Below are 17932 nucleotides of genomic sequence, written 5' to 3'. Positions count from 1 at the left end.
TCAGTAACAAAGGGGCAATCAGCAGCCTAGGGGGAAAGCGGTCATTCCGTAAGAGGGCAGCACCCGACGGCACGCCCCCGCACCCCCCGTGCCGCACCCGGCCACAGGGCAAAGGCCGGGCAAACCTCCGGTTCCCACACGCCGAATGGCCCGCGCGGCACCATGGACCACCCAGAATTAGGGGTGGCCAACCCGACCGGCGACGACAAGAGTGTGCTAGTGCTGATCAGACTGCTGAGGGCGTACCTGCGCCCGTACTCCCGACCGATCACCCTGCTGGTGCTGCTCCAGCTGGTGTCCACCCTCGCGGCGCTCTACCTGCCGACACTCAACGCCGACATCATCGACGACGGTGTGGTCAAGGGCGACACCGGCTACATCCTGCGCGTCGGCGGGGTGATGATCGCCGTCACCGTCGTCCAGGCCCTGTGCTCCATCGGCGCCGTCTTCATCGGCGCCCGCACCGCCATGGCGTTCGGCCGCGACGTCCGCGCCGCCGTCTTCGACCGCGTGCAGAGCTTCTCCGCCCGCGAGGTCGGCCAGTTCGGCGCGCCCTCGCTGATCACCCGCACCACCAACGACGTCCAGCAGGTCCAGATGCTCGCCCTGATGAGCTTCACGCTCATGGTCGCCGCGCCGATCATGTGCGTCGGCGGCATCATCATGGCGCTCAACCAGGACGTCCCGCTGTCCGGCCTGCTGCTCGCCGTCATCCCCGCGCTCGGCGTCGTCGTGCTCCTCCTGGTCCGCGCGCTGCGCCCCAGGTTCCGCAGCATGCAGGAGCGGATCGACACCGTGAACCGGGTGCTGCGCGAGCAGATCACCGGCATCCGCGTCATCCGCGCCTTCGTCAAGGACGACCGGGAGCAGGCCCGCTTCGCCGGCGCCAACGAGGACCTCACCGACGTCGCCCGCCAGGTCGGCCGGCTGATGTCCGTCATGTTCCCCGCCGTCATGCTGGTGGTGAACGTCTCCAGCGTCGCCGTGCTCTGGTTCGGCGCGCACCGCATCGACAGCGGCGCCATGGAGATCGGCGCGCTCACCGCGTTCCTCTCCTACCTGATGCAGATCCTGATGAGCGTCATGATGGCCACCTTCATGTTCATGATGGTGCCGCGCGCCGAGGTCTGCGCCGAGCGCATCGAAGAGGTCCTCGGCACCCACAGCAGCGTCGCCCCGCCCACCGCCCCCGTCACCGAGGCGGCACGCCGCGGCAACCTGGAACTGCGCGACGTCGACTTCCGCTACCCCGGCGCCGAGGCCTCGGTGCTGCGCGGCATCGACCTCACCGCCCGCCCCGGCGAGACCACCGCCATCATCGGCTCCACCGGCAGCGGCAAGTCCACCCTGCTCGGCCTCGTCCCCCGGCTCTTCGACACCACCTCCGGCCGGGTCCTGATCGACGGCGTGGACGTCCGCGAACTCGCCCCCGCCGCGATCGCCGAGAGCGTCGGCATCGTCCCGCAGAAGCCCTACCTCTTCTCCGGCACCGTCGCCAGCAACCTCCGCTACGGCCGGCCCGACGCCACCGACGAGGAACTCTGGCACGCCCTGGAGATCGCCCAGGCCAAGGAGTTCGTCGAGAAGCTCCCCGAAGGCCTGGACGCCCCCATCGCCCAGGGCGGCGGCAACGTCTCCGGCGGCCAGCGCCAACGCCTGGCCATCGCCCGGACCCTCGTCCGCCGGCCCTCCGTCTACCTCTTCGACGACTCCTTCTCCGCGCTGGACTACGCCACCGACGCCAAGCTCCGCAAGGCCCTCGCCCGCGAGACCTCCGACGCCACCGTCCTGATCGTCGCCCAGCGCGTGTCCACCATCCGCGACGCCGACCGGATCATCGTCCTCGACGAGGGCGCCGTCGTCGGCACCGGAACCCACCACGAACTGATGGCCGACAACCCGACGTACCGGGAGATCGTGCTCTCCCAGCTCACCGAGCAGGAGGCGGCGTGACCAGCCCCGGAAAGCCCGAACTGAACAAGGGCCCGGCCCCCAGAGCCACCGCCCCCGCGGACGACCCCGCGGACGCCGCCACGGCCGCCCCCGAGAAGGCCGCCCTCACCGAGGACGCCCCGAAGCCCGCCGACCTGCCCAGCGACTCGCAGGCCGCCGCCGCCCGCCGCGGCCCGGCCGGCCCCGGCCGCTTCATGGGCGGCCAGGGCACCGAGAAGTCCATGGACTTCAAGGGCTCCGGCAAGCGCGTCCTCGGCCTGCTGCGCCCCGAACGCAACACCCTGATCGGCGTCCTGATCCTCGGCGTGCTCGGCATCGGCTGCGCCGTCATCGGCCCCAAGATCCTCGGCGACGCCACCGACCTCATCTTCGCCGGCGTCATCGGCGCCCGCTTCCCGGCCGGCGCCTCCAAGGAACAGGTCATCGAAGGGCTGCGCGCCCACGGCGACGGCGGCGTCGCCGACCTGCTCTCCGCCGTCGACTTCACCCCCGGCCAGGGCATGGACTTCGGCGCCATCGGCACCGTCCTGCTCTGGGTGCTCGGCATCTACGTCGTCTCCGCCCTCTTCGGCATCGTCCAGGGCCGGCTCGCCACCCGGGCCATCCAGGCCGCCGGCTACCGGCTGCGCCAGGACGTCGAGGCCAAGCTCGCCCGACTGCCGCTCAGCTACTTCGACAAGCAGCCGCGCGGCGAGGTGCTCAGCCGGGTCACCAACGACATCGACAACATCGGCCAGTCCATGCAGCAGACGCTGGGACAGGTCGTCAACTCGCTGCTCACCGTGGTCGGCGTACTCGCGATGATGTTCTGGATCTCCCCGCTGCTCGCCGTGATCGCGCTGGTCTCGGTGCCGGTCTCGGTGGTCGTCGCCACCAAGGTCGGCAAGCGGGCCCAGCCGCAGTTCGTCCAGCAGTGGATGTCCACCGGCCAGCTCAACGCCCACATCGAGGAGATGTACACCGGCCACACCCTGGTCAAGGCGTTCGGGCGCCAGCAGGAGTCCGCAGAAACCTTCCGCGCGCACAACGAGGCGCTCTACCAGGCCAGCTACAAGGCCCAGTTCATCTCCGGCATCATCCAGCCCGCGATGATGCTGATCGGCAACCTCCAGTACGTGCTGGTCGCCGTCGTCGGCGGCCTGCGGGTGGCCAGCGGCGCGCTGTCCATCGGCGACGTCCAGGCGTTCATCCAGTACTCACGGCAGTTCAGCCAGCCGCTCACCCAGGTCGCCAGCATGGCCAACCTGGTGCAGTCCGGCGTCGCCTCCGCCGAGCGCGTCTTCGAGCTCCTGGACGCCCCCGAGCAGAGCCCCGAGCCGGCCATGCCCGAACGGCCCGACGTGGTGCACGGCCGGGTCGTCTTCCAGGACGTGTCCTTCCGCTACGACCCCGAGAAGCCGCTCATCGAGGACCTCTCGCTCAAGGTCGAACCCGGCCAGACCGTCGCCATCGTCGGCCCCACCGGCGCCGGCAAGACCACCATGGTCAACCTGCTGATGCGGTTCTACGAGGTCAGCTCCGGACGGATCACCCTCGACGGCGTGGACATCGCCGCGATGTCCCGCGAGGAACTGCGCTCCGGCATCGGCATGGTGCTCCAGGACACCTGGCTGTTCGGCGGCAGCATCGCCGACAACATCGCCTACGGCGCCGAGTCGGCCACCCGCGAGCAGGTCATCGAGGCCGCCAGGGCCGCCCACGTCGACCGCTTCGTGCGCACCCTGCCGGACGGCTACGACACCGTCATCGACGACGAGGGCACCGGCGTCAGCGCCGGCGAGAAGCAGCTGATCACCATCGCCCGGGCGTTCCTCGCCGAGCCGTCCATCCTGGTCCTGGACGAGGCGACCAGCTCCGTCGACACCCGCACCGAGGTGCTCATCCAGCGGGCCATGGCCCGGCTGCGCACCGGCCGCACCAGCTTCGTGATCGCCCACCGGCTCTCCACCATCCGGGACGCCGACGTGATCCTGGTGATGGAGAACGGCTCGATCGTCGAGCAGGGCTCGCACGACGAGCTGATCGCCGCCGACGGCGCCTACGCCCGGCTCTACCAGGCGCAGTTCGCCGAGGCCGTGGTCGAGATGGACTGACGTCCCACCAGCCGGGGGGGGGGGGGGGGGGGGGGCCCCCCCCCCCCCCCCCCCCCGCCGCCCCCCCCCCCCGGGCCCCGGGGGGGGGGCCCCCCCCCCCCCCGCGCGGGGGCGGGGACTTCCCGCCCCGGCCCGCCGCGCTTCGGCCCGTCCAGCTTCGGCCGTCGCGCTTCGGCCCTGCGCGCCCCGGTCGTTTACGCCCCGGGCACCGCGCGCTACCTTGGGCCCGTGATCGACGACCAGGCCCCGGACGGCCCGGACGGCCGGGACTCCTCCGGCGCTCCGGGCGGCCCCGGCACTCCGGACGCCCCGGGTGGCACGGACGCCTTCGAGGCGAACCGCCGCTACCTCGGCTCGGTCGCCTACCGGCTGCTCGGCTCGTTCACCGACGCCGAGGACGTCCTCCAGGACGCCTGGCTGCGCTGGCAGGCCGCCGACCGCACCGCCGTCGCCGACCCGCGCGCCTTCCTCACCACCGTCGTCACCCGGCTCTGCTACGACCAGCTGGGCTCGGCCCGCGCCCGCCGCGAGGCCTACTACGGCGAGTGGCTGCCCGAACCGGCCGTCACCTACGCCGACGGCCCCGACTCCCCCGCCGAGCTCGCCGAACGCGGCGAGTCCGTCTCGCTCGCCCTGCTCGCCGTACTGGAGCAGCTCACCCCCGCCGAACGGGCCGCCTTCGTGCTGCACGACGTCTTCGCGGTCGGCTTCGAGGAGATCGGCACCTCCCTGGAACGCACCCCCGACGCCGCCCGGCAGCTCGCCTCCCGGGCCCGCCGCCGGGTCCGCGACGGCGGCCGGACGCAGGAGCGCCCCCGGCGCACCGGCGGGGCCGACCGGGCCGAGCACCGCCAGGCCGTCGAGGCCTTCGCCGCCGCCAGCACGCGCGGCGACATCCTCGCCCTGATGGAGATCCTCGACCCCGACGTGGTCTGGCACTCCGACGGCGGCGGCATCGTCCGCGCCGGGGTCCGCCCGGTCCACGGCGCCGACCGGGTGGCCCGGATGGTGGCCGGCCTGGTCGCCAAGTGGCTCACCCCCGACCTGGACACCACCGGCGCGGTGGTCAACGGCGAGCCCGGACTGGTCTGGTACGACCGGGCCACCGGCGCGGTCGGCGGCGTCCTCGCCTTCACCGTGGCCGACGGCCGGATCACCGAGGCGTACGTCGTGGTCAACCCCGAGAAGCTCGCCCGCATCCCCGCCGTGGAGCTGTGACACGGGTCACGGTCACACCCCGGCCGGCCGCGTCGTCCCCTTCCCGAACAGCGCTCCACCGGAGCGCCCTCGCGAGGAGGCGGACGAGATGAGCAGCACCACCACCGGGCAGCGGATCGTCGTACTGGGCGCCGGCTACGCCGGGCTCACCGCGGCCAAGGGCGCCGCACGGCAGCACGCCGTCACCCTGGTCGCCCCCGAGGAGCGGATCCTGCACCGCATCCGGCAGCACGAGACCGCGGCCGGCCGCGGCCGCGACTGGCCCACCATCGGCGAACTCACCCGCGGCGGCCGGGTCACCCACCGCCGGGCCCGGGCCGTCGGACTCGACCTGGCCGCGCACGAGGTCCAGCTGGACGACGGCAGCACCCTCGCCTACGACACCCTGGTCCACGCCCTCGGCAGCCGCACCGCCTGGCACGGCGTCCCCGGCGCCGAACAGCTCGCCTACCCGGCGGAGCGCGCCGACGAACTGCGCCGCCGGATCGGCGCGACCGACCGGCCCGGCACCCTCGCCGTGGTCGGCGGCGGCGCCACCGGCATCGAACTGGCCACCGAACTCGCCGAGGCCCACCCCGGCCTGCAGGTGCGGATCGTCGCCTCCGGCCTGGTCGGCGGCGTCTACTCGGCCAAGGGCCGGGCCCACGTCCGGCGCGTCCTCGCCCGGCTCGGCGTGACCGTCCACGAGAACGCCACCGTCACCGAGGTCACCCCGGACGGGCTGCGCACCACCGCCGGCCCGGTCGACGCCGACCTCACCGTCTGGGCGGCCTCGCTGGAGCCGCACCCGCTGGCCGCCGAGGCCGGACTGGCCGTGGACGAACGCGGCCGGGCCCTGGTGGACGACCACCTGCGGTCGGTCTCCCACCCGGACGTCCACGTGATCGGCGACGCCGCCGCCGTCACCGTCCCCGGCGTCGGCACCCTGCGGATGGGCTGCGCCACCGCCCTGCCGCAGGGCCAGTACCTCGGCAAGCTGCTGGCGGGGCGCACCGCGGACCCGTTCTCGTTCCGGTACGTGGTGCAGTGCGTGAGCCTCGGCCGGCGGGACGGGCTGCTCCAGGTGGTCCGCCCCGACGACTCGATGCGGCCCACCGTGTTCACCGGCACCGCGGGGCGGCTGGCGAAGGCGGCGATCGTCACCGTGGTGCTCAACAGCCTGAAGTAGCCCGCCGGACGGGCGCGGGCGGAGCGGCCGCGGAAACGCCGGAAGGGCCCGGGCGGGTGCCCGGGCCCTTCCGGCGCGCGTCGCCGCCCGCCGCCGTTACTTCTTCTCCTTCGGCGGCTCGGCGTCGGTGGACAGCGCGGCGATGAAGGCCTCCTGCGGGACCTCCACGCGGCCGACCATCTTCATCCGCTTCTTGCCTTCCTTCTGCTTCTCCAGCAGCTTCCGCTTACGGGAGATGTCACCGCCGTAGCACTTGGCGAGGACGTCCTTGCGGATCGCGCGGACCGTCTCGCGGGCGATCACCCGGGAGCCGATGGCCGCCTGGATCGGCACCTCGAACTGCTGGCGGGGGATGAGCTTCTGGAGCTTGCCCGCCATCATCACGCCGTAGTTGTAGGCCTTGTCCTTGTGGACGATCGCGGAGAAGGCGTCCACCGCGTCGCCGTGCAGCAGGATGTCGACCTTGACCAGCTGGGCGGTCTGCTCGCCGATGGGCTCGTAGTCCAGCGAGGCGTAGCCGCGGGTCTTGGACTTCAGCTGGTCGAAGAAGTCGAAGACGATCTCCGCGAGCGGCAGGGTGTAGCGCAGCTCGACCCGGTCCTCGGACAGGTAGTCCATGCCCTGGAGGTTGCCGCGGCGGGACTGGCAGAGCTCCATGATCGCGCCGACGAACTCGTTGGGCGCGAGGATGGTGCCGCGCACGACCGGCTCGTACACCTCGGCGATCTTGCCGACCGGGAACTCGCTCGGGTTGGTGACGGTGTGCTCGGTGCCGTCCTCCATGATCACCCGGTAGACCACGTTCGGGGCGGTGGAGATCAGGTCGAGGTTGAACTCGCGCTCCAGGCGCTCCCGGATGATCTCCAGGTGCAGCAGGCCGAGGAAGCCACAGCGGTAGCCGAAGCCGAGCGCGACCGAGGTCTCCGGCTCGTACACCAGGGCGGCGTCGTTGAGCCGCAGCTTGTCCAGGGCGTCACGCAGCAGCGGGTAGTCCGAGCCGTCCAGCGGGTAGAGGCCGGAGAACACCATCGGGCGCGGGTCCTTGTAGCCGCCGAGCGGCTCGGTGGCACCCTTGTGCATCGAGGTGATCGTGTCACCGACCTTGGACTGCCGGACGTCCTTCACACCGGTGATGATGTAGCCCACCTCGCCGACACCGAGGCCGTCGGCGACCTTCGGCTCGGGCGAGATGACACCGATCTCCAGCAGCTCGTGGGTTGCGCCGGTGGACATCATCGAGATGCGCTCGCGCTTGGTGAGCTGGCCGTCCACGACACGGACGTAGGTGACCACGCCGCGGTAGGAGTCGTACACCGAGTCGAAGATCATCGCGCGGGCCGGGGCGTCCTTGACGCCGACCGGGGCCGGGATGGTGTTGACGATGTGGTCGAGCAGGTCCTCGACGCCCAGGCCGGTCTTGGCGCTGACCTGGAGCACGTCGGAGGGGTCGCAGCCGATGATGTGGGCGATCTCGGCGGCGTACTTCTCCGGCTGGGCGGCCGGCAGGTCGATCTTGTTGAGGACCGGGATGATCGTGAGGTCGTTCTCCAGCGCCAGGTACAGGTTGGCGAGGGTCTGCGCCTCGATGCCCTGGGCCGCGTCGACCACCAGGACGGTGCCCTCGCACGCGGCGAGGGAGCGGGACACCTCGTACGTGAAGTCCACGTGGCCGGGGGTGTCGATCATGTTGAGGATGTGCGTCGCCCCGGCGTTCGGCCCGGTCTTCGGCGCCCACGGGAGGCGGACCGCCTGCGACTTGATGGTGATGCCGCGCTCACGCTCGATGTCCATGCGGTCGAGGTACTGGGCACGCATCTGCCGGGGGTCGACGACGCCGGTGATCTGCAGCATCCGGTCTGCGAGCGTCGACTTGCCGTGGTCGATGTGGGCGATGATGCAGAAGTTGCGGATCAGCGCCGGGTCGGTACGGCTGGGCTCTGGCACATTGCTGGGGGTCGCGGGCACCTTGGTCCGATTCTCCGTTGGTCCGGGGCCGGGGGTGTCCGGGTCATCGCTGACCGGTTTTCCCGGGGACCGGACAGTCTCGTCCGATCGAAATAGTTCCTCCCATCTTCCCACGAGCACGGGGTGGGCTGCCGGTCGGGCGCGGGAGGGGTGCCGGTCGGCCCCGGTCGGGCGACGGGAGAGGGCCTCCGCGGGCGGCCGGTTTGGGGCGGGCAGCGGGCCCCTGGTAGCGTGGGCTGCTGCACCTGGCCTCGGCATGCCCTCTCAGCAGGACCGAAGGCCGCCGGGTGTGACCCCGTTCAAACCTTTCAGACAGACTGAGGCTCCTTCGTGGCGAACATCAAGTCCCAGATCAAGCGCAACAAGACCAACGAGAAGGCGCGCCTGCGCAACAAGGCCGTCAAGTCCTCGCTGAAGACCGCTCTGCGCAAGGCCCGTGAGGCCGCTGCCGCCGGCGAGACCGAGAAGGCCACCGTGCTGGCCCGCGCCGCCTCCAAGGCGCTGGACAAGGCCGTGAGCAAGGGCGTCATCCACGCCAACCAGGCCGCCAACAAGAAGTCGGCCATCACCAAGCGCGTCAACGCGGCCGCCCAGGCCTGACGCCCCAGGGGGCTGTGCCCCCCACCGCTTCGGGTCGACCGGCCCTCTACCCGGACCCCGAGGCGCGCAAGACTCGCACCGCACGCGGCCTGCGTTCGCCACGCGGGTGCGGTGCAACGAAGCAGTGCGACAGGCGTCGCAGTCGGCCTCCTCCCCGGAGGCCACTGCGGCGCCTGTCGCGTTTCGTGGTCCGGCCGCTAGGGTCGGTCAGGTTCGACCGGGGTGCGGGGAGCACTCCGGCGCCAGGTTCAGGGGGACTTCCATGACGACGCCACCGCCGCCGCCACCGGCACAGAACGGACCGGGGTACGGCTTCCCGCCGCCGCAGCAACAGCCGGGCGGGGGCGCGCAGCCCGTACCGGGGGCTCTCGGGGCTCCGGGCCCGGCGGGAGCCGGCGGCTTCGGACCGCCGCCGGGGCTGCCCACCGCCCCCGGCCTGGCACCCGTCTCCGGCATGCCCCCGGGAGCCGTCCCCGCGAGGACCGGGAACCTGCGGCGCAACGCCGTCTGGGCGTTCGTCGGCGCGGTGATCGTCTCGGCCGGCTGGGCCGCCGCCGTGATGGCGATCCCCGGCCTGGTCAGCAGCGACTCCTCGCCGCGCGGCCTGCGCGGCTACCACCTCTCCGACGACTTCTGCACCACCGGGAAGCCCACCAAGCTCCTCCAGACGTACTCCGTCTCGGACAGCTCCGCGCCGACCCATCACACCGACCGGCACCCGGCGCTGGACAGCATGAACTGCTCGATGTCGCTCAAGCGCACCGGCGGCAGCGACAGCGAGTACGCCAACCTCTACATGCGCGCCGACCTGCACAAGGCGGTCAACCCGGCGCCCGAGCTGGCGGCCAACAAGGAGCTCTACCGGGCGCGCGGCTACCAGGTCACCGACATCGCGGGGATCGGCGAGGAGGCGTACTTCCTGTACAAGGACGACGGCTCGGGCCAGTACCACAGCGTCTACGCCGAACTGGACATCCTCGACGGCGGGATGACCTACTACATCAACTACACGGCCAGCTACACCGAGGGCAAGGGCAAGCCGCCGTCCAGGGAGGAGCTGCGCAGCGCCCTCCAGTCCGACGGGCAGGACGCCGTGCGGGCCATGAAGAAGTAGGCCCGGGCGTCGCTGCGCCGTACCGTCGGCCGCTTCCCGGCGTCGGCCGCTCTCCGACGTCGGCAGACGGGCAGGCCGGTAGGCGGGCGCCCCCGGCGCCGGCAGGCGGGCCGGTCAGTAGGCGGGACGGGAGCCCGCCCGGGAGGCCCGGGCGACGGCGACCACCGCGCGCTCCAGGGCGAAGGCCGGGTCGTCCGAGCCGCCCTTGACGGCGGCGTCGGCCTGGGCGATCGCGGTCAACGCGGTGGCCACGCCGTCACCCGTCCAGCCGCGCATCTGCTGGCGGACCCGGTCGACCTTCCACGGGGGCATGCCCAGCTCGCGCGCCAGGTCGCCCGGGCGCATGTTCCGCCCGGCGCTCGCCAGCCGACCGATGCTGCGCACGCCGGAGGCCAGCGCGTAGGTGATGCCGGTCGGCGGCTGGCCGACGGCCAGCGCCCAGCGCAGCCGCTCCAGCGCCTCCGCGGCCCGGCCGGTGACGGCCAGGTCCGCCACCTCGAAGCCGGTCGCCTCGGCGCGGCCGCTGTAGTAGCGGGCCACCACCGTCTCGTCGATCGTGCCCTCGACGTCCGAGGTCAGCTGGTGGCAGGCGGCCGCCAACTCGCGCAGGTCGCTGCCGAGCGCGTCGAGCAGCGCCTGGCAGGCCTCCGGCGTCGCCGAGCGGCCCAGGGTGCGGAACTCGCCCTTGACGAAGGCCAGCCGCTCGCTCGCCTTGGCCAGCTTGGCGCAGGCCACCTCGCGCCCGCCGGCCTTGCGTCCGGCGTCCAGCAGGCCCTTGCCCTTGGCGCCGCCGGCGTGCACCAGCACCATGATCACTTCTTCGGCCGGGGCCTCGATGTACGCCTTGACCTCCTTCACGGAGTCGGCGGAGAGGTCCTGCGCGGCCCGGACCACGATCACCTTGCGCTCGGCGAACAGCGACGGCGTGGTCAGCTCAGCCAGACTGCCCGGCTGCAGGCCACCGGGCGGCAGGTCCCGCACGTCGGTGTCCGGGTCCGCCGCCTTCGCCGCCGCCACCACCTGGGCGACCGCGCGGTCCAGCAGCAGCTCCTCCTGGCCGACCGCGAGGGTCAGCGGGGCGAGCAGGTCGTCGGGTGCACTCTTCCTGGCCATCGCGTACCAGCATCCCACGGTCCGCGGACACTCCCGACGGGCCACCGGCGCTCCCGCCCGACGGAGCGGGCGGCCCGACCTGGACAATGACGGGGTGACCGAGAACCGCACCACCGACCTCCCGGACGTCGAAGACCCGTACGCCCGGCAACTGCTCGTCCTGCCCGACCGCGACGCCGCCGAGGAGGCCGCCGAGGAGCTCGGCGCCACCCAGCCCGACCTCGGCGAGCTCGAAGTCGTCCGCGACGCGCTCGCGGGCGAGGACGACGCCGAGGACGCCCAGTGGCTGATCGTGGCCGAAGCCCCGGAGAACGGCTGGACGCCCGCACTGCTCCACGCCCTCGACACCCTCGCGGCCGGCTACGAGGGCTGGCGCGAGGACGCCTGAGAGCCGCAGGGCCGGTGACCGGCGCCTTCCGGATCAGCGGCGCGGGAAACCGGCCCCCTCCCTGCCGGCTCCAAGGGATGAGGCTTTTCGCGGCGTGGGGGGGGGGGGGGGGCCCGGGCCGCCCCCCCCCCCCCCCCCCCCCCCCCCGGGGGGGGGCCCCCCCCCCCCCCCCCCCCCCCACCCCCCCCCCCCCCCCCCCCCCGCAACCGATTCCCCGCCGAGCCATGAAGACAGGGCCACCGCGACCCGATCCGATCGGTGAGCACGAGTGGGCCCTCTCGGACCAAGCCGCCCCACCGCCTCGTTGAGGGCAGCCTCCACTGTGTTCATGACGCGTCCAGGCTCGAACGCAGGGGCCCATCGAGCTCGGTGGTAGCGGCGTGGAGCAACTGGGCCAGAGCACACGCGGAGGGCCGTTGCCCGGGCTCGCGGGCAAGACCGGCAAGCAGGGCACCCTCGAAGGCGGGAAAGGGCCAGGGCCGCTCGAGCGTGAGATCGCGCCGTCGGCCGGCTGCGGTGTCGGCCAGGAGATCGGGACGGCGACCCCACGGGTCGCGGTAATCGGTGGGTGGGGTTCGCGTCCACGCCCAGAACATGGAGGCCGTCAGCGACCACACGTCCGACTCAGGGGTGGTGGTGATGTGGTCAGTGGTACCGAGGATCAGCGCAGCGACCTCGGGTGCGGTGGTGTGGGCCAGGCCGCCGCGGTGGGCGTAGAACGGAACCGCGACGGGGCCCTGAGCACAAGCCAGGTCGATGATCCGCACAGCGCCGTTCTCGAAGACGACGTGGTCGGGCTGGAGGTCGCCGTGGGTCCAGCCGGCGGCGTGGAGGTCGGCGAGTGCTTCGGCGGCCTTCGCGGCAGCCGTCAGGATTGAGCGGCGGAGGGTGGGGGTGTTGTCGCCGCGGTGGGCGGGTTCCAGGGCATCCCACAGGCTGGTGCCGTCGATCCACCGCATGGTCAGCCAGGTGCCGTCTCCGTACCGGCCGTGGGCTCGGTAGTGGTCGGCTCCGAGGGCGGCGAGCACCTGGCCCTCGCGGCCGGCCATCAGCCCATCGGTGATCTTCAGGGCGGTGTCGCCGACCTTGAAGAAGGTGGTGCCGCGTCGCTCGTGTAGGAGCTTCGGGTCGCCGTCCAAGGTGAGCTCGGTGATCAGAGGGTGCACGGAAGTCCTTCCGGGATGGCCGCCGTCCGGGCTGTGTCCTGGGGGCCAGCCTGCTCGATCCCGGGGCCGGGTGCGAGTACTGGATGTGACCGCCGACAGCGGGTGCCGCACTCGGGGCGCCTGCGTCGGTCGGGCCTCAAGTTGCCCTAGGGTGTGGGGAGTTCCCGGTAGCGGCTCACTGCCGGGACCTTGTGCTTCCTGGGGCGGAGTGGATCATGCGATACGTGCGGTTGCTGCGTCGTGGACCTGTGCTCCTGTTGTGGGGAGCGCAGACGGCGTCGGTGTTCGGCGACCGCCTGTACGCGATGGCCGTGATGTGGATGGCATGGGAGCACGCGGGCGCCGGGGCAATGGGTCTGGTGGCCGTCGCCGAGTCGCTGCCCTACATCGTGCTGGGCACGGTGGGGCGCCGGGTGACGGACCGGTTCGCGTCGATGCAAGCACTTGCGACAGTGGACGCGGCGCGGTTGGTCTTGGTGGCCGCACTGCCGTGGGCATGGGCCGAGTTCGGCACGGTAGGGCTGATCACCTCGGCCACGCTGCTGGGCGTCGGCGGGGCCCTGTTCGACCCGAACCTCGGCGCGATGGTGCCGGACCTGGTCAAACCCGGTGAGGTTCAGGCCGTCAGCGGGCTGATGGACTTGACCGGCCGGATCGCCCGGATCGCCGGGCCCGGAGCGGCCGGGCTGCTGCTGGCGGTGATGCCGCTGGCCGGGCTGTTCTGGGTGGACGCGGCGACGTTCGCCGTCTCGGCCCTCGCCCTGGTGCTGCTGGCCGCCGGCGTGAGGCCGGTCGCTGCCGCACCGCAGGCCGGGCCACCGGCGGCGGGGGTGCGGCCCGGTGTCTGGTCGCTGGTGCGGACCCATCCGGACACCGGGGTGGTGCTGGCCGTACATGGGATCGGGATCTTCGCCGGGGCGGTGTCGCTGGCGATGCCCGCGCTGCTGGCCGGGCGCCTCGGTGCCGGGGCCGCCGCCTACGCGGCGGTGCTGGCCTGCACCGGCGCCGGAGCCCTGGCGGGCAACCTGGTGACCGGGAACGTGCGGCTGCCGGCTCCGTTGACGGCGGTGTACTGCGGGGCGTGGGCGGTGTCCGGGCTGGTGCTGGCGTTCACCGGGCTGGCCGGGTCGCTGCCGGTACTGCTGGCGCTGTCCGTCCTGTCGGGGGCGGTGTCGCCGTTCCTGCAGATCACGCTGTCCACGCACTTCGCACTGTTCCCTCCGGCCGCCCGTAGGCGGCTACTGACGGTGGACCTGACCGCGATCCGTACCTGCGGGACGGTCTCGATGTTGTTCGTCCCCGGGTTGGCCGCTACCGGCCCGAGGGTCGCGTTCCTGGCTGGCGGTCTGGCGGTGGCGGTGGTCGGCGGGGTCAGTGCCGTACTGGCGCTGGTCCTGACACGGGGGCACCGACCACTGCCAGAGGTCGAGCCGGTTGCGGAGCTGGCGGCCCGCGACTGAGCACGGGCCGGGCCCCGCACCGCGGGGCCCGGCCTTTGTGCTGGTCAGGTCAGCTGGCGAGCAGCTGCCAGTGGGCGACGGTGATGTCCTCCAGCGGGATGCCGAGCTCCTTGTAGATCCGCTGGTGCATGGCGCCGAACCAGGCGTCGCGTCGGTCGTCAAAGAACGCCCGGTCGTACCAGGCGACGCCGAGGAGAACGGTGCCGCCGCCGTTGGGGTTGTCCGGCTCGGCCTCCCAGTAGGTGCACTGCCAGTCCCAGAGCATGAGCTCCTCGGGGCGGTTGCGCAGGCGCTCGTCGGACTCGCGCAGGGACTGGATGCACCGCTCGGCGGTGGCCGCGTCGGGGCAGTAGTAGGTGCAGTCGGACTTGGCGATCGGGGTCTTGTCGGCGCGGCGGGCCGCGTCGGCGTCCTCCCCGGTCAGGACGCGGACCCGGGTCACCAGGTCCTCGCGGGTGGCGATCTCTTCGAGGATGGTCACGGCGTTGTGTTCCTCTCGCTGTGGTGTTGATCCCTTGGGTGGTGCTACCAGCCAGTCCCGGTGACCGGGTCGAGGCTGGGGCTCTGGGGGTCCCGGCGGCGGAGGCCGCCGGGGGCGACGTAGCGAATGTTCAGGCCGACGCGGGCACCATCGCCGGTGTTGGTACCGGAGCGATGCAGCAGGCGGCTGTCCATGAGCAGGGCGGTGCCCGCGCGAAGCGGCAGGGCGGTCGAGGCGTCGGCGGTGAAGCCGGTCGCCTGGTCGGCCCGGCCTCGTTCGGCGCCGTTCTCGGCCTCGGAGGAGAACGGCAGGTAGCCGAAGTGCTGTGAGCCGAAGACGGCGTGCAGGCAGCCGTTGTCGAGGGTGGCGTCGCTGATGGCCAGCCAGGCGGAGACGGACCGGTCGGGGTCGAGTTCGACCCGGGCGTCGATGCCGTCCTGGTGCCAGGGGATCTCGAAGGTGCGGCCGGGCCACTTCACCACAAGGAAGGTGTTCTCCACCGCGACGTCCGGCCCGATGGCCTCCTGGACGGCGGCCAGCAGTTGCGGGGCGCGAACGGCCGTGCGGGCCCACTCGGCGCTCAGGTGCGGGTTGCGGACGATCTCCTGGCCGCGGGCGCGGTGCTCGGTGATGAGCTGGGCGGCGCGGGCGCGGGCGGCTGCGGGCGTGGACCACTCGACGCCGGTCCGCAGTCCGCGGCGGCCGAGGACTCCGTCTGCGCTGGCCACACTGGTCATCAGGCGCGATCCCTTCGAGGCAGGTTTCTCTGGGTGGTGCGAGGTGGCCTGTTCAGGCGGCGGTGCGGGGGCGGCTACTGCCGGGCTCGTGCGGCGGCCGTATCGGAGAGCGCCCGGGACGCGGGAGGATGCGGAGGGCAGCTCGCACGGCCCGGCGCGGGACAGCCAGGAGTTGGCGTCGGGTCACCGGCTGCTCAGGCAGAGCCAGCTCAGCCCAGACGCGTTTCCCGCACGCGGTCCGCTCTGCCCCGTAGGCCAGGGCCAGGTGCTCGACGAGTTCCAGGCCTCGGCCGTTCTCCGCGTCCGTACCTGCCCGGCGGCTGCGGGGCAGCATGGTCGAGCCGTCGCAGACCTCAACCAGGGCCCGTCGCAGCCGGACGCTCGCGTAGACGGCGACAGTGAGTATCGGCTGGTCAGAGTGCTGCACAGCGTTCGCCACCAGCTCAGAGGTGACGGTGTCCAACGCAAGCCGCGCGTCCTCGTCGAGCAGGACACCCCAGCCGACGATGCGAGCCCTCACCCTGCGACGGGCGACGGGCACGGAGAACGGTTCTCTGGTCAGGAAGAAGACGTGGGAATGCACGACCACGGTGGGGCACCCTTCGGCACTGGCCTGGAGAGCGGCACCGGCCACCTGGGAGTGGACGAGCAGGTGGGCGGTGCCGCCGATCGTGGAGCCGAAGCGACCCCGGCTCGCGGGACCCTCACTCGGCCTGACAATGAGTCAACAGGTGTGCGCTCCGCGTGAACACGGTAGAGGCGCCCCCGATGCTTGAAACCCTTGAAACCCGACCTGGGGGTGGCAAATGGCAGCACGCGAACGGAAACCCAACGGCAAGCTCGCCGCACTGGTCGCCGAGTGCCGATGGACGAGCAACGGCGAGTTCGCACGCGCGGTCAACCGAGCCGGCACCGAAGCCGGTTACAAGCTGCGGTACGACGAATCGGCCGTCTCGCACTGGCTCTCGGGCACCCGTCCCATGGCCAAGTACCAGAAGGTAGTACTGGAGACGCTGACCCGCCGCCTGCGCCGACCCGTCACCGCGTTCGAGGCGGGCTTCGCCGATCGGCCTGACATTCAGGCCCGGTCCGGGGATACGGTGACTGGGCTGATCGACCTCGGGAGCATGGACATGGACCCATCGCGCAGGGGCGTACTCGGAGCGGGCCTGTACTCGGTCGCCCTCAGCATTCCCGGCTGGCCGGACATCATCGGGCGGTTCGAGCGGCTGAAGACCGACCCACACACCAGGATCGGCATGGCCGAGGTCGAGGCCGTGATCGCCATGACCGAACGGATCAGCGAGATCGATGACCAGTTCGGTGGCCGAACCGCCCGCCCGATGGCCGCCGCGTTCATGGTCAACAACATCGTGCCGCACCTGAAGGCCACCGCCGGCGAAGAAGTGCGCAAGGCGATGCTGTCCGCCGCTGCTGACCACCTCTACCTGACCGGATACATGGCGGTGGACGAGCGCCTGGACCTGCTCGGCCAGGCCTACTACACGAAAGCCCTGGAACTCGCGCTCGCCGCGGACGACCACCTCACCTACTGCACCACGCTGCGCGGCATGAGCGTCCAGGCCGTCGAACTCGGGCACGGCGGCCCTGCGTTGCGGTACGCGAACGCTGCCGCTGCCGCCTCCCCTGAGGCCGGACCCAGGATGCGAGCCTTCCTCGCCGGGCAGCAGGCCCACGCCCTTGCCCGGACCGGCGACCGTACCGGTGCGCTCGTCATGCTCCGTGCGGCCGAAGTCGCCATGGAGCAGGCCGAGTCCAAGGCCAAGGCCCACGGCTCCTACGATCCGGCCTCACTCTCGTACCACGCCGCCCAGGTCAACTACGAGCTCGGCGACCGAGAGGGTGCGATCCGTGCGCTCCTGCACTCTGAGCGGGTCCGCCCCGTGGTGTACCGCCGGGCCCGCGTCCGCCACCGCGCGATGCTCGCCGAATGGCAGCTCGAAGCCGGTCGGTTGGAGGAGGCCGTCCAGAACTGGCACCTCGCGCTGGACGACTTCCCCCACGTGCAGTCCGGCCGGGCCGATGACCGCTTCCGCACCATGCTCTCCGCGGCCCAGCCGTACCGACGCAACCCTCATATCCGCGAACTCCTCGACCGGGCCCGACCGATAGCGCCCCGCACGGCCTGATCGTTGGCTCCAGGCCCTCGTCTTTGGGGCCGTGAAGTGTTTGGTGGTGTTCTGACCCTCGGCCCCAAGGGATGAGAGGCTCTTCGCGGCGTGCTCCGGGCCGGGCCCGGAGCACGCCGCAACCGATTCCTCATGGCTTCGCGCATGGCTTCGCGCGGTCCAGCGGCACGCAGTTTCGGGCTACGGGTTGCCCTTCACCTTGGGCTTGTGGCGTTTTCTCCGGCGCGGGGCGGGGGGGGGGCCCGGGCGCGCCCGCGGGGTGGCGTGCGCCCCGCCCCCGCCGCAGCCTCTACACCCCCAACCCCAAACCCCAAACCCGCCACCCC

Annotated in this window: 15 protein-coding genes; 9 read left to right on the top strand and 6 right to left on the bottom strand. The window is 72.1% G+C overall.

Annotation, left to right across the window (positions count from 1 at the left end):
* The first annotated feature begins 219 nt into the window (after positions 1-219).
* From ACGF0D_RS25945 to ACGF0D_RS25930, 4 genes are all read left to right on the top strand, one after another.
* Positions 220-1953, top strand: a complete 1734-nt coding sequence (locus tag ACGF0D_RS25945; protein WP_392920159.1) for an ABC transporter ATP-binding protein — start codon at positions 220-222, stop codon at positions 1951-1953.
* A gap of 194 nt (positions 1954-2147) precedes the next feature.
* Positions 2148-4046 (top strand): ABC transporter ATP-binding protein, encoded by a 1899-nt coding sequence (locus tag ACGF0D_RS25940; RefSeq protein WP_392870124.1) that lies wholly within the window; start codon positions 2148-2150, stop codon positions 4044-4046.
* Between the two features lie 228 nt (positions 4047-4274).
* Complete coding sequence (gene sigJ / locus ACGF0D_RS25935) at positions 4275-5264, top strand: RNA polymerase sigma factor SigJ (protein ID WP_392869876.1); 990 nt, start codon at positions 4275-4277, stop codon at positions 5262-5264.
* 88 nt (positions 5265-5352) lie between these two features.
* On the top strand, positions 5353-6432 hold the full coding sequence (locus ACGF0D_RS25930) for an NAD(P)/FAD-dependent oxidoreductase (protein ID WP_392920156.1): 1080 nt from the start codon (positions 5353-5355) through the stop codon (positions 6430-6432).
* A 96-nt stretch (positions 6433-6528) separates the two neighbouring features.
* Here the strand turns inward: ACGF0D_RS25930 and lepA are convergent, their stop codons facing one another.
* Positions 6529-8397 (bottom strand): translation elongation factor 4, encoded by a 1869-nt coding sequence (gene lepA, locus ACGF0D_RS25925; RefSeq protein WP_392869880.1) that lies wholly within the window; start codon positions 8395-8397, stop codon positions 6529-6531.
* A 330-nt stretch (positions 8398-8727) separates the two neighbouring features.
* Here lepA and rpsT point away from each other — a divergent pair, with 330 nt between their 5' ends.
* Complete coding sequence (rpsT, locus tag ACGF0D_RS25920; protein WP_270147017.1) at positions 8728-8997, top strand: 30S ribosomal protein S20; 270 nt, start codon at positions 8728-8730, stop codon at positions 8995-8997.
* Between the two features lie 262 nt (positions 8998-9259).
* Positions 9260-10111, top strand: coding sequence for a hypothetical protein (locus ACGF0D_RS25915; RefSeq protein ID WP_392920154.1), 852 nt, complete (start codon positions 9260-9262; stop codon positions 10109-10111).
* A gap of 114 nt (positions 10112-10225) precedes the next feature.
* Here the strand turns inward: ACGF0D_RS25915 and holA are convergent, their stop codons facing one another.
* Positions 10226-11224, bottom strand: a complete 999-nt coding sequence (gene holA / locus ACGF0D_RS25910) for a DNA polymerase III subunit delta (protein WP_392920151.1) — start codon at positions 11222-11224, stop codon at positions 10226-10228.
* 94 nt (positions 11225-11318) lie between these two features.
* Between holA and ACGF0D_RS25905 the strand changes: the two genes are divergently transcribed.
* Positions 11319-11612 (top strand): hypothetical protein, encoded by a 294-nt coding sequence (locus tag ACGF0D_RS25905; protein WP_392920148.1) that lies wholly within the window; start codon positions 11319-11321, stop codon positions 11610-11612.
* A 326-nt stretch (positions 11613-11938) separates the two neighbouring features.
* Here ACGF0D_RS25905 and ACGF0D_RS25900 read toward each other — a convergent pair whose 3' ends face one another.
* Positions 11939-12778, bottom strand: coding sequence for a hypothetical protein (locus tag ACGF0D_RS25900; RefSeq protein ID WP_392920145.1), 840 nt, complete (start codon positions 12776-12778; stop codon positions 11939-11941).
* A gap of 215 nt (positions 12779-12993) precedes the next feature.
* Between ACGF0D_RS25900 and ACGF0D_RS25895 the strand changes: the two genes are divergently transcribed.
* On the top strand, positions 12994-14238 hold the full coding sequence (locus ACGF0D_RS25895; protein WP_392920142.1) for an MFS transporter: 1245 nt from the start codon (positions 12994-12996) through the stop codon (positions 14236-14238).
* Between the two features lie 49 nt (positions 14239-14287).
* On the opposite strand, the gene ACGF0D_RS25890 is transcribed toward ACGF0D_RS25895, so the two are convergent.
* Genes ACGF0D_RS25890 through ACGF0D_RS25880 form a run of 3 tightly spaced genes read right to left on the bottom strand, consistent with a single transcriptional unit; the run spans position 14288 to position 16045 of the window.
* On the bottom strand, positions 14288-14719 hold the full coding sequence (locus ACGF0D_RS25890; protein WP_392920140.1) for a hypothetical protein: 432 nt from the start codon (positions 14717-14719) through the stop codon (positions 14288-14290).
* A gap of 44 nt (positions 14720-14763) precedes the next feature.
* Entirely contained in the window at positions 14764-15456 is a 693-nt protein-coding gene (locus tag ACGF0D_RS25885; RefSeq protein WP_392920137.1) for a phytanoyl-CoA dioxygenase family protein, read from the bottom strand.
* Positions 15457-15508: 52 nt separating this feature from the next.
* Positions 15509-16045 (bottom strand): ATP-binding protein, encoded by a 537-nt coding sequence (locus ACGF0D_RS25880; RefSeq protein WP_392920135.1) that lies wholly within the window; start codon positions 16043-16045, stop codon positions 15509-15511.
* Between the two features lie 217 nt (positions 16046-16262).
* Between ACGF0D_RS25880 and ACGF0D_RS25875 the strand changes: the two genes are divergently transcribed.
* Complete coding sequence (locus ACGF0D_RS25875) at positions 16263-17606, top strand: tetratricopeptide repeat protein (protein ID WP_392920132.1); 1344 nt, start codon at positions 16263-16265, stop codon at positions 17604-17606.
* Positions 17607-17932 lie beyond the last annotated feature (326 nt).

Origin of the sequence: Kitasatospora sp. NPDC048298 (assembly GCF_043201465.1) — a bacterium.
GTDB lineage: Bacteria > Actinomycetota > Actinomycetes > Streptomycetales > Streptomycetaceae > Kitasatospora.
This window is presented reverse-complemented; position numbering and strand designations above follow the sequence as displayed.